Raw genomic sequence first — 25,330 nt, forward strand, 5'->3', positions numbered from 1 at the left:
TCATCGCCGCCCGCCGGTGCGGGCGATCATGCAGAAGCGTTTTTACAGCTCACTGCTCGTCGAACAGGCTCGTCACCGAACCGTCCTCGAACACCTCACGCACCGCGCTCGCGATCGTCGGAGCGATCGACAGCACCGTGATCTTGTCCAGATCACGGCTCAGCTCACCCGGCGTCGGCAGCGTGTTCGTCAGCACGAACTCACTCACCCGGGAGTTCTTCAGCCGGTCCGCCGCCGGACCCGACAGCACACCGTGCGTCGCCGTCACGATGACGTCCTCCGCACCGTGCGCGAACAACGCGTCCGCCGCCGCACAGATCGTGCCACCCGTGTCGATCATGTCGTCGACCAGCACGCACACCCGGCCCTCGACCTCACCCACGACCTCGTGGACGGTGACCTGGTTCGCCACGTCCTTGTCACGCCGCTTGTGCACGATCGCCAGCGGCGCACCCAGCCGGTCGCACCAACGGTCCGCCACCCGCACCCGGCCGGCGTCCGGAGACACGATCGTCAGCTTGTCCTTGTCCACCTTCCTGCCCACGTAGTCCGCCAGCAGCGGAAGCGCGAACAGGTGGTCCACCGGACCGTCGAAGAAACCCTGGATCTGGTCCGTGTGCAGATCCACCGTGAGGATCCGGTCCGCACCCGCCGTCTTCATCAGATCCGCGATCAGCCGCGCCGAGATCGGTTCACGACCCCGGTGCTTCTTGTCCTGCCGCGCGTAACCGTAGAACGGCACGATCACGGTGATGGAGCGGGCCGACGCACGCTTCAGCGCGTCGATCATGATCAACTGCTCCATGATCCACTGGTTGATCGGAGCCGTGTGGCTCTGGATCACGAAGCAGTCGGCACCGCGCGCCGACTCCTGGTAGCGGACGTAGATCTCGCCGTTCGCGAAGTCGAAGGCCTTCGTCGGGACGACCCCGACACCCAGCTGCTGGGCGACCTCCTCGGCAAGCTCGGGGTGGGCGCGGCCGGAGAAGAACATCATCTTCTTCTCGCCGGTCGTCTTGATCCCGGTCACAGCACTGTCTCCTCAGAGGTGTCTCAGCCGTACAGCTGCATGTGCGGTGACCTCCACGCCGGACGCGGAGGGCCGAATCAGCTGGTTAGGTGCGGGTGTGCACTTATCACGGTACGACGTCTTCGGCGCACCTGTTTCCGGTCAGTCCTCGCTCGCGCCCCGCCGGGAAGCCGCCTCGGCCGCCTTCGCCGCCGCGCTCCCCGGCCGCTTCCGAGCCACCCAACCCTCGATATTCCGCTGCTGACCGCGGGCCACGGCCAGCGAACCGGGCGGCACATCCTTCGTGATCACGGACCCGGCGGCGGTGTACGCGCCGTCCCCCACCGTGACAGGAGCCACAAACATGTTGTCCGACCCCGTCTTGCAGTGCGACCCGACGGTGGTGTGATGCTTGTTCTCACCGTCGTAGTTGACGAACACACTCGCCGCACCGATGTTCGAGTACTCCCCGATCGTCGCATCACCGACGTACGACAGATGCGGGACTTTCGTCCCCTCGCCGATCGAGGCGTTCTTCGTCTCCACGTACGTGCCGATCTTGCCCTTCGCCCCCAGCCGGGTCCCCGGCCGCAGATACGCGTACGGCCCCACCGACGCCTCCGCACCGATGTGCGCGGACTCCGACACCGTGTTGTCCACCCGCGCCCCCGCACCCACCCGCGTGTCCCGCAGCCGGCTGTTCGGCCCGACCTCCGCACCCTCCGCCACCTGCGTGGTGCCGAGCAACTGCGTACCCGGATGCACGACCACGTCCTGCCCGAACGTCACCGTCACGTCCACCCACGTGGTCGCCGGGTCGACCACCGTCACCCCGGCGAGCATCGCCCGCTCCAGCAACCGGTCGTTCAGGATCCGGCGCGCCTGCGCCAACTGCACCCGGTTGTTGATCCCCGCGATCTCCCGGTGGTCCGCCGCCACCGAAGCACCCACCCGGTGCCCGGCCTCCCGCAGGATCCCCAGCACGTCCGTCAGGTACTCCTCACCCTGACTGTTGTCCGTGCGCACCTTCCCCAACGCGTCCGCCAGCAACCGGCCGTCGAACGCGAACACACCCGAGTTGATCTCCCGGATCGCCCGCTGCTCCGCCGAGGCGTCCTTGTGCTCCACGATCGCCGTCACGGCACCCGAACCGGCGTCGCGCACGATACGGCCGTACCCCGTCGCGTCCGGCACCTCCGCCGTCAGCACGGTCACCGCGTTGCCGTCGGCGTGGTGGGTCTCGGCGAGCCGCGTGAGTGTCTCCCCGGTCAGCAACGGGGTGTCCCCGCACACCACGACCACGGTCCCGTCGACCGCCCCGCCCAGCTCCTCCAACGCCATCCGAACGGCGTGCCCGGTGCCGTTCTGCTGCTCCTGCACGGCGGTACGGACGGCCGCGTCGACCTCACCGAGATGCGCGGCGACCTGCTCGCGCGCGTGCCCGACGACGACGACCAGGTGCTCCGGGTCCAACTCACGGGAGGCGGCGAGCACATGACCCACCAGGGAACGGCCGCAGATGTCGTGCAGGACCTTGGGTGTGGCCGACTTCATACGGGTGCCCTCACCCGCTGCGAGAACGACGACGGCTGCCGGGCGAATGGCGCTCACGGATGTGCCCTTCGGCTTTGGACGGGTGGGGGTGACATCCGCAGGATACCGGGGCGTTTACCGGGCGACATGAGAGCGGGCCCTGACGGTGCTGTCAGGGCCCGAACCGAGCAGCTCCGCCAGCTGGATTCGAACCAGCACTACAGGGCTTCAAAGGCCCGCGGGCTACCAGTTACCCCATGGCGGATGGCTGCGTCAGACCTTACCTGAGTCGCGCTGAGGCCTCAGCCACCATTCCCTTCCACCAGCCTTCGATCCGTCGGTACAGATCGGCTCCCTTGCTCACGCGGATCGCGAGGCAGCCTCGGTAATCGCTGCCGACGTTTTTGCGCACGGTCTTCGGGTTGTGCTTCTTGAGGGTCGTCTTGTGGAAGGCGGAACGGTCTGCGCCGACGAGGCCGCCCCAGTACTGTTCGGCGCCGATCACATCTGCGGTCTCGTGGATCATCACGGTAAAGCGAAGGCGCTCGCGCTCGATGCCAAGCAGGTCCAGCCATGCCAGGTAGAGCTCGATGACTCCCGGATCGCTGTTAACGAAGATCACGTTCTCGCGGCGGTCGTACGGCTTGTCCTTGGATCCCTCGGCCCAATACAAGGCAACTCCCGCCATGAACAGGTCCCGGTCGGTCAGCCCGCCGATCTCGCGCGCCGCGGCTGCCTTGGTCTCCTGGCGTTCCGTGTCGCGGATGGCCAGTTCGTGCTCCCACCTCTTCCGGGCCGCCAGCTTCGCCTGCTCGCTCGGGGAGCGGCGTTCCGGGCGCGGCAGGTCTCGGACCCATAGGGAGACCGAGCTTCGTGAGCAGCCCAGTTCTGCCTCGATGCGGTCGTACGTCCAGCCCTGCAGGCGCAGCTCCCGCGCCCTTGCCCGCAGGTCGTCCTTGGCGTTCGGGCGCTTCGTCCACTCTGGCGGCGGTTCCCCCTTCACCAGCTGGTTGAGGATGTCGTTGTTGAAGATCTTCAGTTCGTCCCGGATCTGTCGAAGGCTGTAGCCGCCGCGCCGGAGCGCCACCGCCTGTTCCCGCAGTTGCTCGAAGTTCTGGTACTTGCTGAGTGGATGTGCCATAGGCATACCGTCCGGGTGGAATGGGGGGTTCCGGAGTCGAACGGGGGTGGTTCAGCAGTTCGAGGGTTTCCGGGGGGTTTCGGTGTTGTTCGGTTACGGAGTGTGGTGTAGGGCAGTAGACGAAACTCACCGGAAAAGCCCACCCCCGCGCCCGTAGGCTGGACGCATGACCACGACGGGGGCAGACCACGCGACGGCCGTGACCGGGCCGTGGTGGTGGTCGCGGTGGCGTAGTGCGGTGCTGGACGGGGCGCTCGCCCTGGTGTCGGCGTTGGAGTGCGGCGCGGAGGGGATCCCGTTCGCGCGGGACGCGGGGATCCCGTTGTCGGCGGGGATCGTGTTCGGTTTGCTGGCCGGTTCCGTCCTGCTGCTGCGCAGGAAGTGGCCGATCGCCGTCGTCCTGGTCGCGATCGCTGTCACGCCGGCCCAGATGGGTTTCCTGATGGGCATCGTCGGCCTGTACACGCTGGCCGCGGCGGAGCTGCCGCGCCGGATCATCGTGGCGCTGGCCGGGATGTCGCTGGTCGGCACGATGATCGTGACGTTCGTGCGGGTGAGGCAGGACATGGCGCGGGGGGATCTGACGCTGGGGGACTGGTTCGTCCCGTTCGCGGCGGTCACCACGTCCCTCGGGCTGACGGCGCCGCCGTTGCTGCTCGGGTTGTACGTGGGTGCGCGGCGCCGGCTGATGGAGAGCCTGCGGGAGCGGGCGGACAGTCTGGAGCGGGAGTTGCAGCTGCTCGCGGAGCGCGCGGAGGAGCGTGCGGAGTGGGCGCGGGGTGAGGAGCGGACGCGGATCGCGCGGGAGATGCATGACGTGGTCGCGCACCGGGTGTCGTTGATGGTGGTGCATGCGGCGGCGATGCAGGCGGTGGCGCGCAAGGACCCCGAGAAGGCGGTGCGGAACGCGGCGCTGGTGGGGGACATGGGGCGGCAGGCGCTGACGGAGTTGCGGGAGATGCTGGGGGTGCTGCGTTCGGGGGAGGGCGCTCAGCGTCGTACGGCGTCGGCGTCGGCGTCGGCGTCGGCGTCGGGCTCGGCTTCCGCTTCGGCTTCGGTCTCGGTGTCGGGTTCGGGTTCGGCTGCGGTTTCGGTGGCTGTGTCGACGGCGCCGGGTGCGGTGCCGTTGGCGGCGGTGGGGGTGGCGGCCGCGGCGGCTGCTTCGCGGGTGGCCGAGGAGGAGGGTCCGTGGCTGTCGGAGCTCGATGTGCTGATCGGGCAGTCGGCGGCGGCGGGGATGGTGGTGGATCTGTCGGTGGAGGGGGATGTCCGGTCGTACGCGGCGGAGATCGAGCAGACGGCGTTCCGGGTGGTGCAGGAGGCGCTGACCAACGTCCACAAGCATGCGGCGGGCGCGAAGACCCATGTGCGGTTGGCGCACCGGGTGGCGGAGATCGCGATGCAGGTGGAGAACGAGCCGCCGCCGGAGCCGGCGTCGGCGGCGTCGGCCGGGCTGCCGTCCGGGGGGAACGGTCTGGTGGGGATGCGGGAGCGGGTGCTGGGGCTGGGAGGGGTGTTCGTGTCGGGGCCGACGGACGCGGGGGGTTTCCGGGTGTCGGCGGTGATTCCGGCGGCTTGAGGGGGCGCGGTCTTCCTGCTGCGGGTGGGGGTGGTCAGCCGTGGGTGGTGAGGCGTTGGGGTTCGATGCCCGTGATGAGGGTGGCGAGGGCGTGGTCGATGTCGGGGCCGACGTACCAGTCGCCGGTGTGGTCGAGGGCGTAGACGCGGCCTTCGGCGTCGACGGCCAGCAGGGCGTGGGTGTCGGTCTCCGCGCCGAGTGGGCAGACCTCGGTGTCGAGGGCGCGGCCCAGGTCGCCGAGGGTGCGGGCGAGGTGGAGGCCGTGCAGCGGGTCGAGGTGGAGGGTGGCGGGGGCGACCTGGCGGCCCGCTGTGGCGGGCTTGATGTGCAGGCCGCCGAACTCGGCCCAGGCCTCCACGGCGGCGGGGAAGACGGCGTGCCGGTGTCCGGCGGGTGAGACGTGGTCGCGCAGGGCGTCGGCCCAGAACTCGGCCTGTTTTATGTCCCAGCGTCCGGGTTGCCAGCCGGCGGTGCGCAGGGCGGTGTCGACGGGCGCGGGGAAGCGCGACGGGGGTGTCCCGGGGCGGGTGAGGCCGAGTCCGGGGGACGTGGTGCGGTCGGCGTGCATCTGCCCTTCGTTCATGTGCGGGTGCGGGTGCGGGTGCGGGTGCGGGTGCGGGTGCGGGTGTGTCGTGTGGTGTGTGGTGTGTGGTGTGTGGGCGTGGGTCAGTCGTCGTGGGTGGGGTCGACGACGCGGACGCCGAAGTGTGCGGTGAGGGCGGTGCACGCCCGGCAGGGCGGGGCGAAGCTGCCGTGCAGCGGGTCGCCGTCCTCGCGTATCCGGCGGGCGGTGAGCTTGGCCTGCTTGAGGGCTCTGCGGGCCTCGCCGTTGGTCATGGGTCTGCGCAGGGCGCGTTTGCTGCGGGCGGCGTCGGCGGTGGTGATGTGCCGTGAGATGAGGATGGCCTCGGCGCAGCGGCCGGTGAAGCGGTCGCGCTGTCCGCTGGGGAGGGTGTCGAGGAACTCCTGGACCAGGGGGTGCAGCGGCGGCGGCTGGTCACCTCGGGCGGCGGTGCCGGTGAGGGTGGCGCCGCGCACCGAGAGGGCGGCGGCGACGGTGGGCAGGATGCCGTCACGGCGGTGCTGGAGGGTGGGCGCGGACGGTGTCCCGGTGCTGCTCCAGCCGATGCGCGGGTCGCCGGTGAAGGCGCTGTCGGCTGCGCCGGGTACGGCGTTGTGAGGTCCCGTCTGTGTGGCGTTCATGATCGTCTTCCCCTCCCGGGCATCCCCCCGAAAGTCACAGACTGCCAAATCCCGTGGCGGGTGCGGTAGCTGGGGCGCCACGACACGCCCGGGTCCGGGCGTGCTGTCACGGCGGGGTGACGGCTGGTCACGAAGCGGAGGGCCGGTGACCGGGGTTCGCGTACCGCATAGGCTGTCGGCACCGCGATGGGCGCGGTCGACGCGTCTGGGACGTGGGAGAGACAGCCGGATACGGGCCGTGGCGCGCCGCAGGGGTGTGGTCCGGACTCGTACAGAGTGCCGCAGGGGGCAACCGTCATGACGACAGGTCGGCTCGGGCAGGCCGCGCCGCCGAACGCGGCCTATGCCGGGCAGGTCGTGCATTTCCCGGATCCGGTCCGGGCGGCACGTCACCCGAGAGGGGTACGTGTCGACGAGCGTGGCTACCCCGATTTCTCGCCCTACGCGCGTGCGGTGGCGGAGATCGCCGATCCGCCGGAGGGCTTCGGTGTCGACGAACTGCGGCTGACGGACTTCGTGTCCGCGAACGCGGTGCTGGCGGCTTCGGGTCACGAACTGTGGGACACGGTGCCGGCGGTGGCGACGCCGCACGGCTGGACCTGGCACCACGTGGTGGGGTCGCGGCGCCTCGAACTGGTACCGGTCGAGGTGAAGGCGCTGCTGCGGCATCACGGCGGGGTGGCGACGGCGCGGGTGGACCAGGGGAAGCGGGGGACGCGGCCGTTGCAGGAGACGCGTCCGGCGCACTTCGGGCTGCCGAAGTCGGGTGTGGCGGTGTCGGAGTCGCAGGTCCAGGGCGTCGAGGAGGACTTGGGGTACCGGCTGCCCGGCGCCTACCGCTCCTTCCTGAAGGCGGCGGGCGGTTGTGCGCCGGTGGGCACGGCGCTGCTCGCCGATCTGGGGCTGCTGGTCGACCAGCCGTTCTTCACGGTGCGGGACGAGGCGGCGGTCAACGACCTCGTGTACGTGAACAAGTGCCTGCGCGACCACCTGACCAAGGACTACCTCGGGGTCTGTTTCGTGCAGGGCGGTCTGGTGGCGGTGAAGGTGCGGGGCGACCGGCCGGGTTCGGTGTGGTTCTGCGCGTACGACGATGTGCGTGACGTGGATCCCTCGTGGCCGCCGGCGGAGCGCGTGGAGCGGCTGTTGCTGCCGTGCGGTGAGGACTTCGACGTGTTCCTGTCCCGGCTGGCGGGATCTCCGCCGGAGTTGGAGACGGTGGCGAACCTGATGGTGGACGGCGGTTTCGCGCATGCCGTCCCGGTCGGCTCGGGGGAGTGAGTTTCGGCATGGTGACGTTCGCGCAGGCGCAGGAGCGCGCGGAAGAGTGGATCAACGGGGACGTGCCCGGGTACCAGCACCGTGAGGTGCGGGTGCGGGAGTTCGGGCTCGGGTTCGTGGTGTGGGGCGAGGACCGCGCGGAGGGTCCGCGTTCCGACGCGGGTGGGCAGCGGCTGGTCATCGCCCGGGACAGCGGGGAGGCCACGTTGTGGCCCGCGCTGCCGGTGGGGGAGGTGATCCGCCGGTTCGAGGAGGAGTACGGCCGGGAGGCGGAGGTCGCCGACGCGGTGCCGGCGCCGGCCGCCCGGGTGGACCTGAATCAGACGTCGTTCTTGTTGAGCCCGCCGGAGTGGCTCCAGGACGCGGCGGACAAGCTGGGAATTCCGGACCGGCGGTCGGAGGGTTCCGAGCGTTCCGAGAGTTCGGGGGGCTCGGGGGGCGTGGGGGCGCCGGCGGCCGGTTCTGGTGCCGGGGCGACTCCTTGGGCGGGTACCGACACGAATGCGGACGCCGGTGACGACCGTTCCGTCCCGTTGCCCGCGACGGTGTTCGCGCCGCCGCTGAGCGACGCGGGCGACGGCGCGCTGGGCGATGCCGAGACGGCGCTGATGGCGGGCGGCAGTCAGCTGCCGCCGACGGCGGTGTCCCCGGCGCTCGACGACCCGAACACGCTGGGCGCGCGGGGTGGTGCCCAGGGGGCGCCTGGAGCTGAGGGTGGCGCTCCGAGGCCACCCGGTACGCCCGCTGCACCGGGCGCCCCTGGAGCCCCGGGAACTCCCGCGACTGCACCCGCCGGCAGCGGCACGACTCCGCCACCCCCGCAGGGGCCCCCGTCGTACGGCTACCCCCAGGGCCCGGCGGCTCCGGGCCATGCCCCGCAGGGGCGGCCGGCGGCTTCGGGGACGCCCCCGCAGGGTCCGGAGGCGGCGGGCGGGGCCGGTTTTTCGCAGGCGTCCGCCGGTTCCTCCTACGGTTACCCGCAGGCCCAGGCCCAGGCCCAGGCACCGGCACCGGCCCCGGCTGGCCCCGGTTACGGCTATCCGCAGCCGCCCGCCGGGGCTCCTCACGCGCCCCAGCCTCCCGTGGGTCCGGGTGCGCCGGGGCGGTCGCTCGCGCCGAACGCGGGTGACATAGCCGAGGCCGCGACGAGCAAGGCGGCGCCTCCGCCCCGCAGGGGACGCGGTGCGGCCGGTGCGCCGCCTCCGCCGCCGGGCGCTCCGGGAGCGCCGGGTGCCCGTCCTGGTGGCGTGCCTGAGCCGTCCGCGCCGGCGGATGGCTACGCGCCGACGCAGATGGTGCCCTCGGCGGGTCCGGGCGGACCCGAGGGGCAGGTGCCCGGTGCGCCGGGCAACCCGGGCGGCAGGCCGCCGGGCGATGTTCATCACGCGGCCACGATGCTGGCCGACCCGGGCGGCATGGGCGCGCAGCGGCCGGCGGCCGCCCCCGGCATGCCCGGGGCGCCGAACGCCTCGGCCCCCGGTGCGCCGAACCCGCCCGGCGCTCCCGGAGCACCGGCCGCCCCCGGCGCTCCGCAACCGCCGGGCGCCCCCGGCATGCCCCCCGCGCCTGCTGGGCAGGGCTCCCCCGGCGGTTCCCGCGGAGCGGTGCACCATGCGGAGACCGTGCTCGCCGCACCCCCGGTGGGCGCCCCCGGTACGCCGCCGGTTGCCCCGCCGATGCCGCCGCCGATGCCGGCCGGTGCCGTGCCGCCGCCGATGCCGGCCGGTGCCATGCCGCCGCCGTCCGGGCAGCCGGTGCCCGGTGGGCCGCCGCCCGCGTACGGCTACCCGCAGCAGGGTCAGCCGACCGTCGGTCCCGGCTACCAGGCGGTGCTGCGCTACCGGGCGCAGGACGGCTCGGAGCAGCAGCTGATCAGGCGTTCGGCGCCGGGCACACCGCACCCGGAGTGGCAGATCTACCACGAGCTGCGGGCCATGAACGTGCCGCCGGACCAGGTGCTGGAGCTGCACACGGAGCTGGAGTCGTGCGAGCTGCCGGGTGCCTACTGCGCGCGGATGATCCGGGAGCAGTGGCCGCAGGCCCGGTTGGCGAGCATCGCGCCGTACGGCACGGACCACGCGAGCCGGCAGCAGGGGATGCGGCAGTTGCTGGCGCATCAGGGCGAGTTGCACCAGGTGGCCGCGGGTCCCGCGCGGCCCGCGCCGGTGCGGGCGCCGTTGCCGCAGGTGCAGGCGGCGCCGCCGATCCCGCCGGAGGCGATCGCCCAGGAACTGGGCGCGGCGTTCGGTCCCGGCGTGTTCCGGTTCGAGCAGGCGGCGGTGTCGCGGCAGGGCGTCCCGCCGATCGTGGCGCACACGCTGGTGGCCGCGGGGCTGCCGCTGGACATGGGGCCGTTCTTCTGGGCGCAGGCCCAGCCGGGCCGTCCGGTGCCGACGCTGGCGGAGCTGGCGCAGGAGCGCGGGCTGCGGCCGGCGCCGGACGCGGGGTCGTACCTCGTCATGGGCACCGACTTCGGCAAGGCGGTCTGTGTGCAGTACGGCACTGCGAACATCGTGGCGGTACCGGTGGAGGCCGGTCCGGGCGGGGCGTCCGTGCCGCCGCAGTTCGTCAACACCGGGCTGCCGGAGTTCGCCCGCTGCCTGGCGCTGCTGGGCCGGATGTGGCGGCTCAGGTTCGGTCTGAACCAGGAGCAGGCGGGCCGCTGGACCGTCGACTTCCAGGCTCAGCTGGCCTCCCTGGACCCGGCGGCGCTGGGATCCCCGGAGAGCTGGTGGTCGGTGCTGCTGGAACAGATGTGGGACGGGCTGCTGTAGGAGGCGGCGACCGGCCCGGCGCGGAGGCGCTGACCCGCTACCGGAGGGCGCACGGCTGAAGCCGTGCGCCCTCCGGTGCGCTTGTGTGCCCAGGTGTGCCCAGGTGTGCGGTGGGGTGCTTCGGCCGTGACATCTCTGCGGAGTGTCGCGTTATGAACACTTACGTCCCATCCATCAAGATGTGCGCGAAATCATCATTTGTCGCGGTCCGGTGGAGAGGGGTTCCCAGGGTGAGCAACGCATCGATGTCGCCGTACGGCTTCGCGACCGTCCGAGGGCGTGGCTACCGCCCCGAGCAGGTCGACTCGTTCCTGGCCGCGCTCTGCGAGGACCGGGACGCGGCCTGGGAGCGTGCCGCGCGGCTCACCGTGCTCGCCAAGGACATGGGCGCGGAGGCCGAGCGGCTGCGCGTCGCCGTCGAGCAGCTCCCGCCCCAGTCCTACGAGGCTCTCGGGGACCGCGCGCAGCGGGTGTTCCGGCTGGTGCAGGACGAGGCGGCGGCCCTGCGGGACAACGCCCGGCGGGCGCTGACGGACGGGGCCGCGCAGTGCGAGGAGAGCGTCGAGAACGCGCTGCGGGCGGCCCAGGAGCAGGCCGACGCGCTCCGCGCGGACGCCGAGGAACGCGCCCGTCAGCTGCTCCTCGCCGCGCGGGCGGAGGCGGACGACATCCGTATCGGCGCCCGGCTCGACGTGAAGGAGTGGCGGGGTGAGGCCCTGGCGGCGTTGCGCGAGGTGCGGCAGCGCACCACGGCGATGCTCGCCGAGCAGGCCAAGCAGCATGCCGAGCGGTGGGCCGAGGCGGAGCGTGAGGAGGTCGCGAGCGCCGCCGCTGTCGACGCGCACAACGCCGAGCGCATCGCCCGTGCGGAGGCGGCCCTCGCCGAGGCGGAGCGGGCCCTGGAGGAGGCGGAGGAGTCGGCGCGCCGCTCGGAGGAGGAGGCGCACGCGCGGGCCGCCGAGATCCTCACGGAGGCGCGGTTGCGTGAGGAACGTATCGCGCGGGAGACCGAACGGGTGCTGCGCGAGCACGGCGAGACCTGGGACGACGTCCAGGCGCACATGGACCACATGCGTGACAGCCTCATGACCCTGACGGGGCGCGCGGCGGCGGAGTAGCGCGCTCCCGCCCCAGACGGCCTCGCACCCCCAGGCGGCCTCGCACCCCCAGACGGTCTCACGGCCCCCGGCGGCCGACGCCCGCCAGGATCCAGCCCTCGACCGCCTCGTACTGCCGCCGCTGTTCCGCGGCCCCGCGCCGGCCGGAGGCCACCGTCCCGAGCCAGCCCAGCAGGAAGCCGGCCGGGATGGAGACGATCCCGGTGGTGGTGAAGGGGAACCAGTTGAAGTCGGCGTCCGGGAAGGCGGCGCCGGGTGAACCCGAGACCAGGTTGGTGCCGGGCATCAACACCAGCACGGTGAGGCTGCCGCCGAGGAGCGTGCAGAGCAGGCCGGTGCGGGTGTAGCGGCGCCAGAAGAGGCCGTACACCAGGGCGGGGGCGAGGGCGGAGGCGCCGAGGCAGAAGGAGAGGGTGACCAGGGGCTGCAGGCTGTGGTGCTGCACGAGGGTCGCCAGCAGGATCGTGGGGACTCCGATGGCGAGCGCACAGACGCGGGCCAGGCCCATCTCGCGGCGGGCCGGCATCTCCCGGGCGCGGGTGGCGAACACGTCGTGGGCGAGGGAGTTGGCGCAGGCGAGGATCATGCCGGCGACGGAGGCGAGCAGGGTCAGGAAGAGCGCCGTGGTGACGGTGGTGAAGAGCAGGGTCTCCGCGGTCGACACGTCGGTTCCGAGGGCGGCGCGGGAGCCCAGCAGGTAGGCGGTGTTGCCCTGCGGGTCGGCGGCGGCGACGGCGGCCCGGCCGACCAGGGCGGTGGCGCCGAACCCGACGACGCTGACGACCAGCGCGAACAGGGCCACGCAGGACACGGCCCAGGACATCGAGCGGCGTACCTGGCGGGCGCTGGAGGCCGTGTACATGCGCATGGTGACGTGCGGCAGGCAGGCGCCGCCGAGGACGATGGTCAGCTCCGAGCTGATCATGTCCAGCCGGGGTGCGGGACCGCCCCTGAACTGGAGGCCCGAGTGCAGGAAGGCGTCACCGGCGCCGCTGCCCCGGGCCGCCGCGGTGAGCAGGGCGCCCGGGTCCCAGTCGAAGCGGCGCAGGACCAGCAGGGCGACCACGGTGCCGGAGCCGAGCAGCATGACGATCTTCAGGATCTGGATGAGGGCGGTGCCCTTCATGCCGCCGATGGCCGCGTAACTGATCATCAGGGTGCCGAGGCCGATGACGCAGCCGGTCCCCACGGACCTGTCGGAGAAGCCGAGGACGAAGGCCATCAGCTGTCCGGCTCCGGCGAGTTGGACCAGCATCAGCGGCAGCAGGGCGGCGATGGTCACCGCGCAGGCCGCGATCCGTACCGAACGGCCGGGCATCCGCCGGGCCAGCACGTCGCCCATGGTGAACCGGCCCGCGTTGCGCAGCGGTTCGGCGAGCAGGAACATCAGCACCAGCAGGGACAGTGCCGTGCTGAGGGCGAGGACGACGCCGTCGTAGCCGCACAGGGCGATCACTCCGCCGGTACCGAGGACGCCGGCCGCGGAGATGTAGTCGCCGGCGATGGCGAGGCCGTTGCGCAGCGGTGAGAGGGAGCCGTAGCCGGTGTAGAACTCGTCGAGGTCGTCGCGGTCCGGGCCGGCCAGCACGCACAGCAGCAGGGTGAGCGTGGCGACGGCGGTGAAGGCGACCAGGGACATGGAGTGCGCGGAGCCGCTCAGTCCGGTCACCGTACGGCCCCCCGTCTGGCGTCCAGTTCCGCGGCTCTGCGGATCCGGTCGGCGAGGGGGTCGACGTGGCGGCGCGCGGTGCGCTCGTACAGGACGATCGCCAGCCAGGTGACGGGGAGTTGCAGGAGGGCGAGCAGCAGGCCCGCGGGCACGCCGTCGGCGACCGTGCGCGTCATCACGCGCGGGGCGAACGCCGACAGCAGCAGGAACAGCGTGAAGTAGCCGAGGGCGGTGAGGGTCGCGGCGCGCCGCTGGAGGCGGTAGGCGCCGCGCAGCACGCGCAGGTCGCTGTGGTGGCCGACCGGCTCCCGGTGCGGCACGTGCCGGGGCTGCGCCGGCTGCGGCGGCACCGGCCGCCAGGGGTAGGTGTGGTGGGGCGGGTCCGGTGGGCAGGGGTCGTGGGACATCCCGGTGCTCCTTGCGTGGCTCGGGTCCGTGGCGGCGGACCGCAGGGAGAGGGGGAGCGGGGCACGCACGTTACTCGGAGGGATCCGGAGTGCGCGCAGTTTTCCCCGAACTGGCCGGTCGGTATGCGCTTGCTTCATCAGAACGTGTCTGACCTCGGGTGTTACCCGCGTTAACCCTGACGTGGGAGGCGGCTCCCGGGGGCAAGGGTGGAGCCGGACCCCTAGAAGGTCTCCACCCGGCGGTGGAGGACCCCTAGGGGGTTCTCCGTACCACGGCTCGGGGCGGGGTCGTACCCCCGGAGGACGAGACGGCGCCCCGGTCGTCCTTAACCTGGCTTTACGCCGCCGGGGGGCGGTTGACCGAACCCGCGGAGGTGGGGTTTTCCCCCGGGCGAGACGGGGCTTCGCACCAGCGCGGAGGGACCCCGCCGACCGCGAGACTCATCGTCGTACCGAAACGCGCACAGCAAAGGGTGGCACCGTGCTGCCCGCTCGCTGACCGACTTAGGAGACATACCGTGACATCGGCTGTGACCATTCCCAGGCACGGGGGTACTGGAGGGCGTACGGCCGTTGCCGCGCGGGCGCGGCAGGTCGTCAAGGCGTACGGGTCCGGGGAGACCCGGGTCGTCGCCCTGGACCATGTCGACGTGGACATCGCGCGGGGGCAGTTCACCGCGATCATGGGCCCCTCGGGGTCCGGCAAGTCCACCCTGATGCACTGCCTCGCCGGGCTCGACACCGTGACGAGCGGTCAGATCTACCTGGACGAGACCGAGATCACCGGCCTGAAGGACAAGAAGCTCACCAAGCTGCGCCGGGACCGGATCGGCTTCATCTTCCAGGCGTTCAACCTGCTGCCGACCCTGAACGCGCTGGAGAACATCACGCTGCCCATGGACATCGCCGGGCGCAGGCCCGACAAGGAGTGGCTCCAGCGCGTGGTCACCACCGTGGGGCTCGCGGACCGGCTCAAGCACCGTCCCACCCAGCTCTCGGGCGGTCAGCAGCAGCGGGTGGCCGTGGCGCGCGCCCTGGCCGCCCGCCCGGAGATCATCTTCGGCGACGAGCCGACCGGAAACCTCGACTCCCGCGCGGGCGCGGAGGTCCTCGGCTTCCTGCGCCGCTCCGTGGACGAACTGGGCCAGACGATCGTCATGGTCACCCACGACCCGGTGGCCGCCTCCTACGCGGACCGCGTCCTCTACCTCGCCGACGGCCGGATCGTCGACGAGATGTTCGAGCCGACCGCGGACACCGTCCTCGACCGCATGAAGGACTTCGACGCCCGGGGGCGTACGTCATGACCGTCCTGAAGACCTCGATGCGCAACTTCTTCGCGCACAAGGGGCGCATGGCCCTGTCGGCGGTCGCCGTGCTGCTGTCGGTGGCGTTCGTGTGCGGCACGCTGGTGTTCACGGACACGATGAACACGACGTTCGACAAGCTCTTCGCGGCCACCTCGTCCGACGTGACGGTCAGTGCCGAGAGCGCCTCCGACACCGGTCAGACCACCTCCGACAACGGCAGGCCGCCGGTCATGCCCGCCTCGGTGGTGGCGAAGGTCCGCGCGGCACGCGGTGTCGAGGCGGCCGAGGGCACGGTCTTCTCGACGTCCGTGACCGTCATCGACGCCCGGAAGGACAGCCTGTCGCCGTCCAGCGGCGCCCCCACCATCGTGGGCAGCTGGAACTCCAACGACGCCCGCACCATGAAGATCACCTCCGGTACGGCGCCGAAGAACGCCGGCCAGGTCATGGTGGACGCCGACACCGCCGACAAGCACCACCTGAAGCTCGGCGACGCGATCGGCGTGATCAGCGCGGTCGGCACCCACACCGCGAGGATCTCCGGCATAGCCGACTTCACCGTCACCAACCCCGGTGCCGCGATCTTCTACCTGGACACGAGGACCGCGCAGCAGACGCTCGTCGGACGGACCGGTGTCTTCACCAACGTCAACGTGACCGCGGCGCCCGGCGTGACCGACCCGCAGCTGAAGCGGAACGTGCTCGCCGAACTCGGCACCGCCTACAAGGTGCAGACCGCCAAGGAGAGCGCCGACGCCAACCAGAAGGACGTCGAGAGCTTCATGGACGTCATGAAGTACGCGATGCTCGGCTTCGCCGGGATCGCCTTCCTGGTCGGCATCTTCCTGATCATCAACACCTTCTCCATGCTGGTCGCCCAGCGGACCCGCGAGATCGGCCTGATGCGGGCCATCGGCGCCGGCCGCCGCCAGGTCAACCGCTCCGTGCTCGTCGAGGCACTGCTGCTCGGCGTGGTCGGCTCGGTCCTGGGCGTCGGCGCGGGCGTCGGCATCGCGATCGGCCTGATGAAGCTCATGGGCTCCATGGGCATGCACCTGTCCACCAGTGACCTGACGGTCGCCTGGACGACCCCGGTGGTCGGCCTCGTCCTCGGCGTCGTCGTCACCGTCCTCGCCGCCTACCTGCCCGCACGCCGCGCCGGCAAGGTCTCGCCGATGGCCGCGCTGCGCGACGCGGGCGCCCCCGCCGACGCCAGGGCGGGCGTCGTACGCGCCCTGGTCGGCCTCCTGTTGACCGCGGGCGGCGGCTACAGCCTGTGGCTCGCCTCCACCGCCGACCAGGCCAAGGAGGGCTCGCTCTGGCTGGGCCTCGGCATCGTGGCCTCGCTCATCGGGTTCGTCGTCGTCGGCCCGCTGCTCGCGGCCGGTGTCGTACGGGTCCTGGGCGCCGTCCTGCTGCGGATGTTCGGCCCCGTCGGACGCTTGGCCGAACGCAACGCGCTGCGCAACCCGCGCCGCACCGGCGCCACCGGCGCCGCCCTGATGATCGGCCTCGCGCTGGTCGCCTGCCTCTCGGTGGTCGGCTCCTCCATGGTCGCCTCCGCCTCCGACCAGCTCGACAAGACCGTCGGCACCGACTTCATCATCCAGTCCGACAGCGGCCAGCGGGTCACCCCGCAGGCGGTCAGGGCCGTCAAGGACGTACCCGGCCTCGCCCGGGTCACCGAGTACCGCACCACCACCGCCGACTACACCACCCCCGACGGCAGGACGCTCAAGGACACCGACATCACGGCGGCCGACCCGACCTACGCGACCGACCTGCGCACCAAGACGGTCGCCGGCGACCTCAAGGACGCCTACCTGCCCGACTCGATGTCCGTGCACCAGAAGTTCGCCGAGGCCCACGGCATCCACCTCGGCTCGAAGATCACCGTCAGGTTCAAGGACGGCGGCACCGCGCACCTCACGGTCCGCGCGATCACCAGCAGCGACGTCGTCATCGACCAGGGCGCCAAGTACACCTCCATCGCCACCCTGGCCAAGTACGTCCCGGCCGACCGGATGCCGCTCGACCAACTGGTCTTCGCCACCGCCAAGGACGGCCGGCAGGACAGCGCCTACAAGGCGCTCAAGACCGCGCTGCACGACTACCCGCAGTACACCGTGCGCGACCAGACCGACTACAAGCAGGCGCTCAAGGACCAGATCGGCCAGCTGCTGAACCTGATCTACGGCCTGCTCGCCCTGGCGATCATCGTCGCGGTCCTCGGTGTCGTGAACACCCTGGCCCTGTCGGTCGTCGAGCGCACCCGCGAGATCGGCCTCATGCGGGCCATCGGACTCTCCCGCCGCCAGCTGCGCCGCATGATCCGCATGGAGTCCGTGGTGATCGCCCTGTTCGGCGCCCTGCTGGGCCTCGGACTCGGCATGGGCTGGGGCGCGACCGCCCAGCAGCTGCTCGCCCTGCAGGGCCTGAAGGTCCTGGAGATCCCCTGGCCCACGATCATCGGGGTCTTCGTCGGCTCGGCCTTCGTGGGCCTGTTCGCCGCCCTGGTCCCGGCGTTCCGCGCGGGCCGCATGAACGTCCTGAACGCCATCGCGACGGACTGACGGGAAGCAGACGACGCGGACGACGCAGACGACGCAGACGCGGACGACGCAGACACAGACCACCGCATACGGGGGTTGCGGGGGAAAGGCCCGGCGCCGGGGAGTCCCAGGACTTCCCGGCGCCGGGCACGTGTGCCGTGTCCTTCCGTCGGCTCACCGGGGGTTGTCCACAGCCCCCGGCACACGCGCCCCCGTCGTCGTAGGCTGGACACCCCCCGGTCGCACCCCGCGCCGGGCCGTTCGCGTTGCCCGCCCCCGGACGAAAGCCGCCCAGAATGAGCCTGCACGGTCTGCTCGACGCCGTCGTCAAGGACCCCGCCCTCACGGAAGCGATCAAGGCGGCCGGGGACGGCAACCGCATGCACGTCGACCTGGTCGGCCCCCCGGCGGCCCGCCCCTTCGCGGTCGCCGCCCTGGCCCGCGAGACCGGCCGCCCGGTGCTCGCGGTCACCGCCACCGGCCGCGAGGCCGAGGACCTGGCCGCCGCCCTGCGCACCCTGCTGCCCTCCGAGGGCGTCGTGGAGTACCCCTCCTGGGAGACGCTCCCGCACGAGCGGCTCAGCCCGCGCAGCGACACCGTCGGCCGCCGCCTCGCCGTCCTGCGCCGCCTCGCCCACCCCCGCCCCGACGACCCCGAGACCGGCCCGGTCTCCGTGGTCGTGGCACCCGTGCGATCCGTGCTCCAGCCGCAGGTCAAGGGCCTCGGCGACCTGGAACCCGTGGCCCTGCGCACCGGGCAGAGCGCCGACCTGAACGAGGTCGTGGAAGCCCTCGCCGCGGCCGCCTACGCGCGCGTGGAGCTCGTCGAGAAGCGCGGCGAGTTCGCCGTGCGCGGCGGCATCCTGGACGTCTTCCCGCCCACCGAGGAACACCCGCTGCGCATCGAGTTCTGGGGCGACGACGTCGAGGAGATCCGCTACTTCAAGGTCGCCGACCAGCGCTCCCTCGAAGTCGCCGAGCACGGCCTGTGGGCACCGCCCTGCCGCGAGCTGCTGCTCACCGAGGACGTCCGCGCACGCGCGCGTGCCCTCGCCGAGGAGCACCCGGAGCTCGGCGAACTGCTCAACAAGATCGCCGAGGGGATCGCGGTCGAGGGCATGGAGTCCCTCGCGCCGGTCCTGGTCGACGACATGGAGCTGCTGCTCGACGTGCTGCCCAAGGGCGCGATGGCCGTCGTGTGCGACCCGGAGCGGGTCCGCACCCGCGCCGCCGACCTGGTGGCCACCAGCCTGGAGTTCCTCCAGGCGTCCTGGGCGGCCACCGCGGGCGGCGGCGAGGCGCCCATCGACGTCGGCGCGGCCTCCCTGTGGTCCATCGCCGACGTCCGCGACCGCGCGCGCGAGCTGGACATGATGTGGTGGTCGGTGTCGCCGTTCGCGGCGGACGAGGAGCTGTCCGCCGACACCCTCAAGCTCGGCATGCACGCCCCGGAGACCTACCGCGGCGACACCGCGAAGGCCCTCGCCGACACCAAGGGCTGGCTCGCCGACGGCTGGCGCACGGTGTTCGTCACCGAGGGCCACGGCCCCGCCGCCCGCACCGTCGAGGTGCTCGGCGGCGAGGGCGTCGCGGCCCGCCTGGACGTCGACCTCGGCGAGGTGACCCCCTCGGTCGTGCACGTGTCCTGCGGCTCGATCGACTACGGGTTCGTCGACCCGGCGCTCAGACTCGCCGTCCTCACCGAGACCGACCTGTCCGGCCAGAAGGCGGCGGGCAAGGACGGCGCCCGGATGCCGGCCCGCCGCCGCAAGACCATCGACCCGCTCACTCTGGAGGCGGGCGACTACATCGTCCACGAGCAGCACGGCGTCGGCCGCTACATCGAGATGGTGCAGCGCACCGTCCAGGGCGCCACCCGCGAGTACCTGGTCGTCGAGTACGCGCCCGCCAAGCGCGGCCAGCCCGGCGACCGGCTGTACATCCCGACGGACCAGCTGGAGCAGATCACCAAGTACGTCGGCGGCGAGGCCCCCACCCTGCACCGCCTCGGCGGCGCGGACTGGACGAAGACCAAGGCGCGCGCCAAGAAGGCCGTCAAGGAGATCGCCGCCGACCTGATCAAGCTGTACAGCGCGCGCATGGCCGCCCCCGGGCACGCGTTCGGCGGGGACACGCCGTGGCAGCGCGAGCTGGAGGACGCGTTCCCGTACGCCGAGACCCCCGACCAGCTGACCACGATCGCCGAGGTCAAGGAGGACATGGAGAAGTCGGTCCCGATGGACCGCCTGATCTGCGGCGACGTCGGCTACGGCAAGACGGAGATCGCGGTGCGGGCCGCCTTCAAGGCCGTCCAGGACGGCAAGCAGGTCGCCGTCCTCGTGCCCACGACCCTGCTGGTGCAGCAGCACTTCGGGACGTTCTCCGAGCGGTACTCGCAGTTCCCGGTCAGCGTGAAGGCGCTCTCCCGCTTCCAGACCGACACCGAGGCGAAGTCCACCCTGGAGGGCCTCAGGGAGGGCGCGGTCGACGTCGTCATCGGCACCCACCGGCTGTTCTCCTCGGAGACCAAGTTCAAGGACCTCGGCCTGGTCATCGTCGACGAGGAGCAGCGCTTCGGCGTCGAGCACAAGGAGCAGCTGAAGAAGCTGCGCGCCAACGTCGACGTGCTGACGATGTCGGCCACCCCGATCCCCCGCACCCTGGAGATGGCGGTGACGGGCATCCGCGAGATGTCCACGATCACCACTCCCCCCGAGGAGCGGCACCCGGTGCTCACCTTCGTCGGGCCGTACGAGGAGAAGCAGATCGGCGCCGCCATCCGCCGCGAACTGCTGCGCGAGGGCCAGGTCTTCTACATCCACAACCGGGTGGAGTCCATCGACCGCGCGGCGGCCCGACTCCGCGACATCGTCCCCGAGGCGCGCATCGCGACCGCCCACGGCCAGATGTCGGAGTCGGCGCTCGAACAGGTCGTCGTCGACTTCTGGGAGAAGAAGTTCGACGTCCTCGTCTCCACCACGATCGTCGAGTCCGGCATCGACATCTCCAACGCCAACACCCTGATCGTGGAGCGCGGCGACACCTTCGGCCTGTCCCAGCTGCACCAGCTGCGCGGCCGGGTCGGCCGCGGCCGCGAGCGCGGCTACGCGTACTTCCTGTACCCGCCGGAGAAGCCGCTGACCGAGACCGCGCACGAGCGGCTCGCGACCATCGCCCAGCACACCGAGATGGGCGCCGGCATGTACGTGGCGATGAAGGACCTGGAGATCCGCGGCGCCGGAAACCTGCTCGGCGGCGAGCAGTCCGGGCACATCGCGGGCGTCGGCTTCGACCTGTACGTGCGCATGGTCGGCGAGGCCGTCGCGGACTACCGGCGGCAGCTGGAGACCGGGGAGATCGAGGAGGAGCCGCCGCTCGAGGTCAAGATCGAGCTGCCCGTCGACGCGCACGTCCCGCACGACTACGCGCCCGGCGAGCGGCTGCGCCTCCAGGCCTACCGGGCCATCGCCTCCGCCAACTCGGAGGAGGACATCCGGGCGGTCCGCGAGGAACTCACCGACCGCTACGGCAAGGTGCCCGAGCCGGTGGAGAACCTGCTGCTCGTCGCCGGACTGCGGATGCTCGCGCGCGCCTGCGGGGTCGGCGAGATCGTCCTCCAGGGCACCAACATCCGGTTCGCGCCGGTGGAGTTGCGCGAGTCGCAGGAGCTGCGCCTCAAGAGGCTGTACCCGGGGACGGTCATCAAGCCGACGGTCCACCAGGTGCTGGTGCCGCGCCCGAAGACCGCGAAGGTGGGCGGCAAGCCGCTGGTCGGCCGGGAACTGCTGGGCTGGGTCGGGGAGTTCCTAGCGTCGGTGCTGGGGTCCTGACCGGCGGGCGCCCCCTCGCACCGGCCCCTCGTCGCCTGACCGCCCCGACTACCCGAGGGGGTTGCGGGCATCCGTCCTCCGAGGCCCGGCCCGGGCCACCCGGCCGGTTACGGTGGGGCCGGCAGAGATCCGCCCGTCCAGCGGCGGCAGAGGGAAAGTACGAGGGGGCGCACGTGGCGCGGCTCAGGGGCGGGGCGGTCACCGCTGTCGTCATGATCTTCGCGGTGACCGGATGCAAGGACCTTCAGGACAAAGGGACGTCCGGAGCCCCGGGCACCGCGAGCGGGGGAGCGGCCATGACCGCCGCCGACTCGCTCACCGTCAAGGGGCGGGCGCCGAAGACCGGTTACACCCGGGCCAGGTTCGGCTCCGCCTGGGCGGACACCGACTCCAACTCGTGCGACACCCGGAGCGACATACTCAAGCGCGACCTGGAGAGCGTGAAGTTCACGGACGGCGACTGCAAGGTCTCCTACGGGGTCCTGGACCCGGACCCCTACTCGGGCAAGGAGGTCACCTACCGGCGCGGCCACAGCCTGGTCGACATCGACCACCTCGTCGCGCTGTCGGACGCCTGGCAGAAGGGCGCCAAGTACTGGGACGCGGGCAAGCGGATAGCCCTGGCCAACGACCCGCTGAACCTGCTGGCCGTCGGCGCGAGCGCCAACCGCGGCAAGGGCGACGGCGACACGGCCACCTGGCTGCCGCCCAACAAGTCCTACCGCTGCACCTATGTCGCCGCTCAGATCGCCGTGAAGAAGAAGTACGGGCTGTGGGTCACCGCCGCCGAGAAGGCGGCCATGAAGAAGGTCCTCGCCACCTGCCCCGGCCAGAAGCTCCCCACGGGCGGCAACCCGACGAAGGCACCCTCGCGGTTCACGGCACGCTGACCCGGCTCACCGCGCCCCGCCGCGCGGCCCGGGGGCGGGGCGGCCCGCCTTCTCCCAGGCGACGAAGGTGTGGGTACGGGCGAAGACGAACGCCTTGACCGGGTTGGCGGAGTACGTCCACGGCGCGCTGCCGACGTAGCCGCCGACCGCCCTGAACTGCTCCACCGCCTCCGCGTACCGCTTCGTCCGGAACAGCGCGTCCGCCAGCAGGTGCCGTACCGCCGGCAGCCGGTGGTGCCCGGCCGGCACCCGGTCCACGGCGTCCAGGGTGGCGTCCACGGCCGCGTGCGCGAACGGCTGGTCGTAGACCGGCGCCTGAGGCTCGCGGCACGCGTGCTCCATCAACGCCTCCAGGCGCAGTACCGGCAGCAGGCTCCCCACCGGTGCCGAGGCCGCGGCCTGCTCGGCGAACGCGTACATCAGCTCGTGCGACCCCTGCCACTTGGCGCACCAGTACTGCAGGGCACTGGCATGGGCACCGAAGTGGTACGGGTCGCGCGCGGTGACCTCGGCCCACAGCGCCCGGAAGTCGTCGTTCGACCAGCCGAGCCCCCGGGCGATGGTGAGCTGCGCGACCCAGGGGCTGGGGTCCTCGGGCGCCATCCAGGCGGCCTCCTGGCAGGCGGGCAGCGCCTCCGCGAGCAGCCGGTGGAAGCCCTCGAACTGCTCGGCGGTGGTGTGCTTGGCCGACTTCGCGCCGCGCACCTTGCCGGCGAGCACGACGAGCCCGTCGGCGTGCACGAGGGCGGCGGACGGGTCGCCCGGGTACTCGGTGCGCCACGCCGTGACCCAGGCGTCGTCCTCGGCGGCGGCGTGCACGAGGATGCCGAGCCGGTACCACCGCAGGTCCCAGTCGCGGCCCGCCGCGGCCAGGTAGCCGGCGGCCCGCCGCCAGTCACCGGCGAGGGCGGCCGCGGCGACCGCGTCCGCCTCGGGATCCGGCCCCGCGAACCGGCTGTCGAGCTGAGCGGCCGGCACCAGCCCGTACGTGGCGGGGTCGATGGTGACCGGCGCCGCGGCCTTCGCCTCCGCCCGCATCGCCCGCGCCTTGCGGGCGTTGCGCGGAACGGTGACGGCCGCGTAGGCGAGGGCGCCGGCACCGGCTATGTCGATCAGGACGTTCATGACGGGTCTTTCGGGGTCGGGGCCGCTTGAGGTGGCGGTTCTGAAGGCGGTCGAAGCGACCGGGGGAGGCGGAGAACTGGCGGTCCGTCAGTACGGGACGGGGGGCGGCGGCCAGGGCCGGGCGGCGGGCTGCGGTGCCGCGCCCCCGGCCGGGTGACCGCCCCCGCCGGGCAGCAGCAGGGCGCGCAGGGGCGCCGTGCGGGGCGGCTCCGCGACCGCGTGGTCCAGGGTCTCCTCCAGCGCCTCGATGAACCGTTCGGGCGCCGCCGTGCGCACCGCGGGCCCCGACCAGCACAGCTCCCAACGGCACAGCCCCGTCTCCAGCGCGGCGAGCAGGGCCAGTCGGCGCAGGGCGGAACGGAAGGCCGTCCGGGTGAACTCGCGTGCCGCACGCCCGCTGCTGAGGGCGGCCCGCTCCGACCGGGGCAGCCGGTCCGCGATGTCGTACAGCAGGCCGTGGTCGAGCAGGTCCATGAGGTGGCCGAGCTGGGCGGCCGCGGGCGCGGCCAGGACGCCCGGTCCGGTCACCCGGGCCATGGCCTCGCACAGGGGTGCCGCCTCCCGTGTCCAGCTCTCGTGCCGGACCCGGGCGGGCAGTTCGGCCCAGGGCACCCGCCGCCAGGAGAGCATCTCCTCGCCCAGCACCCGCTCTTCGAGTGCGGCGAGAAGGCGGTCCGGCGCGCGGAGCAGCGCGAGAGCGGGGCGTCGTACGGACGCGGTGCCGCGCCCGTCGTCGGGCAGCGCCGACAGCGCCGCGATGCGGTCGGCGGTGGGCGGGTGACTGTCGTAGGGGGACCGCTCCTCGTGCGGGTCCTCGGGGGACGGCGTCCGTAGCCAGGATTCCAGGCCGGCACGGCGGTGGTCGTCCGCGAGGAGGCGCCAGAGCCCGCCGTGGAACTGCCCCTCGGGCGGCAGCAGGTGTGCCTTGCGGCCCATCAGGGCGTAGTCGCGCAGGTAGAGGTCGTCCACGGCTTCGAGAGCGGGGACGCGGCGCAGCGCGGCGACCATGGCGTCCCGTCCGGCGATCCTGGCGGCCAGGTCGTCGGCCGCGTACTCCTGCCGGCGGCTGACGGCCTCGGTCAGGCGCAGGCACAGCCCGGCGTACGCGGAGAAGACGACGGCGAGATAGTGGTCCGGGCCCCGGGTGGGCTCCCGCTTCGGCCGCGGTGGCTTGCCGGCCGCCCGGCGCCGTGCGGCCCGTGCGGCGGACGCCGCCTGCTCCTGCGCCTCCTCGCGTGCGGCCCGCTGCCGCAACGTGCGCACGGTCCCGAGCAGCCTGCGGTGCAGCGCCCACACCAGAGCGCCCAGACGGGTGTCGCTCCGGGCGTAGTGGCCCAGCTCGTGGACGAGCACGGCGTCCAGTTCGTTCTCCGGAAGACCGATCAGCAGGGCCACGCCGAGGAAGAGCCGCCGTTCGCCGGTGACCAGCCCCAGCCACCGTGCCTCCTCCTGCACCATGGCGCCGGCTCCGGGGATCACCCGTATCTCCGTGGGCGGCCGCGTGCCCACCCGCTCGGCCAGCTCGCCCACGCGCCGCCACAGCTCGGGCTGCTCCACCGGCGTCGCCGGCACACCGGCGATCTCGTCCTCGCCGTCGCCGGGGCGGAGGCTGAGCAGGACGACCCGCACCACGCACCAGGCGACGGCCAGCGAGCCGAGCCAGCCCTCGACGGTCATGACCGTGACGCCCGGGCCGCGGGCCAGGAACACGTCCAGGAGTGCCAGCACGACGACGACGAGCAGCGCCAGCACGTAGAACCCGATCAGCAGGGCGAGAGCGAGCCCGGCGCGCAGGGCTGTTCCGGGTACGGCGGGCCGCCGCGCGGGAGCCCGTACGGCCGCTGCCCGGCCGGCGGCGCGGGACGACTGGCGCATCGGCATCCTTCAGGGGTGTTTCAGGGCTCTTCAG

17 protein-coding genes and 1 tRNA gene are annotated in these 25,330 nt (G+C 72.3%); 8 read left to right on the forward strand and 10 right to left on the reverse strand.

From position 1 onward, the window contains the following. Positions 1-49 precede the first annotated feature (49 nt). The 4 genes from AB0958_RS10655 to AB0958_RS10670 all read right to left on the reverse strand — a co-directional run bounded on the left by AB0958_RS10655 (position 50) and on the right by AB0958_RS10670 (position 3,683). Positions 50-1,030, reverse strand: coding sequence for a ribose-phosphate diphosphokinase (locus AB0958_RS10655; protein WP_358977031.1), 981 nt, complete (start codon positions 1,028-1,030; stop codon positions 50-52). 141 nt (positions 1,031-1,171) lie between these two features. After that, the gene (gene glmU, locus AB0958_RS10660; protein ID WP_366889983.1) at positions 1,172-2,620 is read right to left on the reverse strand and encodes a bifunctional UDP-N-acetylglucosamine diphosphorylase/glucosamine-1-phosphate N-acetyltransferase GlmU; all 1,449 of its coding nucleotides are present in this window, start codon (positions 2,618-2,620) and stop codon (positions 1,172-1,174) included. 114 nt (positions 2,621-2,734) lie between these two features. Then, a tRNA-Gln gene (locus AB0958_RS10665) sits at positions 2,735-2,807 on the reverse strand. Positions 2,808-2,822: 15 nt separating this feature from the next. Further along, positions 2,823-3,683: a helix-turn-helix domain-containing protein gene (locus AB0958_RS10670; RefSeq protein ID WP_366889984.1), complete on the reverse strand. Its 861-nt coding sequence runs from the start codon at positions 3,681-3,683 to the stop codon at positions 2,823-2,825. A gap of 166 nt (positions 3,684-3,849) precedes the next feature. On the opposite strand from AB0958_RS10670, the gene AB0958_RS10675 reads away from it, so the two are divergent. Then, entirely contained in the window at positions 3,850-5,262 is a 1,413-nt protein-coding gene (locus tag AB0958_RS10675) for a histidine kinase (protein ID WP_366889985.1), read from the forward strand. 34 nt (positions 5,263-5,296) lie between these two features. Here the strand turns inward: AB0958_RS10675 and AB0958_RS10680 are convergent, their stop codons facing one another. Both AB0958_RS10680 and AB0958_RS10685 read right to left on the reverse strand, forming a co-directional pair. Beyond that, positions 5,297-5,830 (reverse strand): SUKH-3 domain-containing protein, encoded by a 534-nt coding sequence (locus AB0958_RS10680; protein WP_366890031.1) that lies wholly within the window; start codon positions 5,828-5,830, stop codon positions 5,297-5,299. A gap of 98 nt (positions 5,831-5,928) precedes the next feature. Continuing rightward, positions 5,929-6,465: a YwqJ-related putative deaminase gene (locus AB0958_RS10685; RefSeq protein WP_366889986.1), complete on the reverse strand. Its 537-nt coding sequence runs from the start codon at positions 6,463-6,465 to the stop codon at positions 5,929-5,931. A gap of 297 nt (positions 6,466-6,762) precedes the next feature. Here AB0958_RS10685 and AB0958_RS10690 point away from each other — a divergent pair, with 297 nt between their 5' ends. The 3 genes from AB0958_RS10690 (at position 6,763) to AB0958_RS10700 (ending at position 11,638) form a co-directional block, all read left to right on the forward strand. Next, positions 6,763-7,746 carry an SMI1/KNR4 family protein gene (locus AB0958_RS10690; RefSeq protein ID WP_366889987.1) on the forward strand — a complete coding sequence of 328 codons (984 nt, stop codon included), beginning with the start codon at positions 6,763-6,765 and terminating at the stop codon, positions 7,744-7,746. An 8-nt stretch (positions 7,747-7,754) separates the two neighbouring features. After that, complete coding sequence (locus tag AB0958_RS10695) at positions 7,755-10,520, forward strand: SUKH-4 family immunity protein (protein ID WP_366889988.1); 2,766 nt, start codon at positions 7,755-7,757, stop codon at positions 10,518-10,520. A 230-nt stretch (positions 10,521-10,750) separates the two neighbouring features. After that, positions 10,751-11,638, forward strand: coding sequence for a cellulose-binding protein (locus AB0958_RS10700; protein ID WP_366889990.1), 888 nt, complete (start codon positions 10,751-10,753; stop codon positions 11,636-11,638). A 58-nt stretch (positions 11,639-11,696) separates the two neighbouring features. Here the strand turns inward: AB0958_RS10700 and AB0958_RS10705 are convergent, their stop codons facing one another. Both AB0958_RS10705 and AB0958_RS10710 read right to left on the reverse strand, forming a co-directional pair. Continuing rightward, positions 11,697-13,277: a cation acetate symporter gene (locus AB0958_RS10705; RefSeq protein WP_366890033.1), complete on the reverse strand. Its 1,581-nt coding sequence runs from the start codon at positions 13,275-13,277 to the stop codon at positions 11,697-11,699. 26 nt (positions 13,278-13,303) lie between these two features. After that, positions 13,304-13,714, reverse strand: coding sequence for a DUF485 domain-containing protein (locus AB0958_RS10710; protein ID WP_366889991.1), 411 nt, complete (start codon positions 13,712-13,714; stop codon positions 13,304-13,306). Positions 13,715-14,232: 518 nt separating this feature from the next. Between AB0958_RS10710 and AB0958_RS10715 the strand changes: the two genes are divergently transcribed. From AB0958_RS10715 to AB0958_RS10730, 4 genes are all read left to right on the forward strand, one after another. After that, positions 14,233-15,021 carry an ABC transporter ATP-binding protein gene (locus AB0958_RS10715; protein ID WP_366889992.1) on the forward strand — a complete coding sequence of 263 codons (789 nt, stop codon included), beginning with the start codon at positions 14,233-14,235 and terminating at the stop codon, positions 15,019-15,021. Then, entirely contained in the window at positions 15,018-17,597 is a 2,580-nt protein-coding gene (locus tag AB0958_RS10720) for an FtsX-like permease family protein (protein ID WP_366889993.1), read from the forward strand. The genes AB0958_RS10715 and AB0958_RS10720 overlap by 4 nt, the downstream gene beginning before the upstream one ends. Before the next feature lie 275 nt (positions 17,598-17,872). Then, positions 17,873-21,406 (forward strand): transcription-repair coupling factor, encoded by a 3,534-nt coding sequence (gene mfd / locus AB0958_RS10725; protein ID WP_366889994.1) that lies wholly within the window; start codon positions 17,873-17,875, stop codon positions 21,404-21,406. A 173-nt stretch (positions 21,407-21,579) separates the two neighbouring features. Then, complete coding sequence (locus AB0958_RS10730) at positions 21,580-22,296, forward strand: HNH endonuclease family protein (protein ID WP_366889996.1); 717 nt, start codon at positions 21,580-21,582, stop codon at positions 22,294-22,296. Between the two features lie 6 nt (positions 22,297-22,302). Here AB0958_RS10730 and AB0958_RS10735 read toward each other — a convergent pair whose 3' ends face one another. Both AB0958_RS10735 and AB0958_RS10740 read right to left on the reverse strand, forming a co-directional pair. Continuing rightward, the gene (locus tag AB0958_RS10735) at positions 22,303-23,421 is read right to left on the reverse strand and encodes a hypothetical protein (protein ID WP_366889997.1); all 1,119 of its coding nucleotides are present in this window, start codon (positions 23,419-23,421) and stop codon (positions 22,303-22,305) included. Positions 23,422-23,508: 87 nt separating this feature from the next. Continuing rightward, the gene (locus AB0958_RS10740) at positions 23,509-25,296 is read right to left on the reverse strand and encodes a M48 family metallopeptidase (RefSeq protein WP_366889998.1); all 1,788 of its coding nucleotides are present in this window, start codon (positions 25,294-25,296) and stop codon (positions 23,509-23,511) included. Positions 25,297-25,330 lie beyond the last annotated feature (34 nt).

The organism is Streptomyces sp. NPDC006655 (genome assembly GCF_040703965.1).
Lineage (GTDB): Bacteria > Actinomycetota > Actinomycetes > Streptomycetales > Streptomycetaceae > Streptomyces.

Coding starts and splice junctions, on each gene's coding strand:
- AB0958_RS10710 (WP_366889991.1), bottom strand. CDS start 13,714: ATGTCCCACGACCCCTGCCCACCGGACCCGCCCCACCACACCTACCCC.
- AB0958_RS10680 (WP_366890031.1), bottom strand. CDS start 5,830: ATGCACGCCGACCGCACCACGTCCCCCGGACTCGGCCTCACCCGCCCC.
- AB0958_RS10735 (WP_366889997.1), bottom strand. CDS start 23,421: ATGAACGTCCTGATCGACATAGCCGGTGCCGGCGCCCTCGCCTACGCG.
- AB0958_RS10670 (WP_366889984.1), bottom strand. CDS start 3,683: ATGGCACATCCACTCAGCAAGTACCAGAACTTCGAGCAACTGCGGGAA.
- AB0958_RS10685 (WP_366889986.1), bottom strand. CDS start 6,465: ATGAACGCCACACAGACGGGACCTCACAACGCCGTACCCGGCGCAGCC.
- AB0958_RS10695 (WP_366889988.1), top strand. CDS start 7,755: ATGGTGACGTTCGCGCAGGCGCAGGAGCGCGCGGAAGAGTGGATCAAC.
- AB0958_RS10690 (WP_366889987.1), top strand. CDS start 6,763: ATGACGACAGGTCGGCTCGGGCAGGCCGCGCCGCCGAACGCGGCCTAT.
- AB0958_RS10705 (WP_366890033.1), bottom strand. CDS start 13,277: ATGTCCCTGGTCGCCTTCACCGCCGTCGCCACGCTCACCCTGCTGCTG.
- mfd (WP_366889994.1), top strand. CDS start 17,873: ATGAGCCTGCACGGTCTGCTCGACGCCGTCGTCAAGGACCCCGCCCTC.
- AB0958_RS10740 (WP_366889998.1), bottom strand. CDS start 25,296: ATGCGCCAGTCGTCCCGCGCCGCCGGCCGGGCAGCGGCCGTACGGGCT.
- AB0958_RS10720 (WP_366889993.1), top strand. CDS start 15,018: ATGACCGTCCTGAAGACCTCGATGCGCAACTTCTTCGCGCACAAGGGG.
- AB0958_RS10675 (WP_366889985.1), top strand. CDS start 3,850: ATGACCACGACGGGGGCAGACCACGCGACGGCCGTGACCGGGCCGTGG.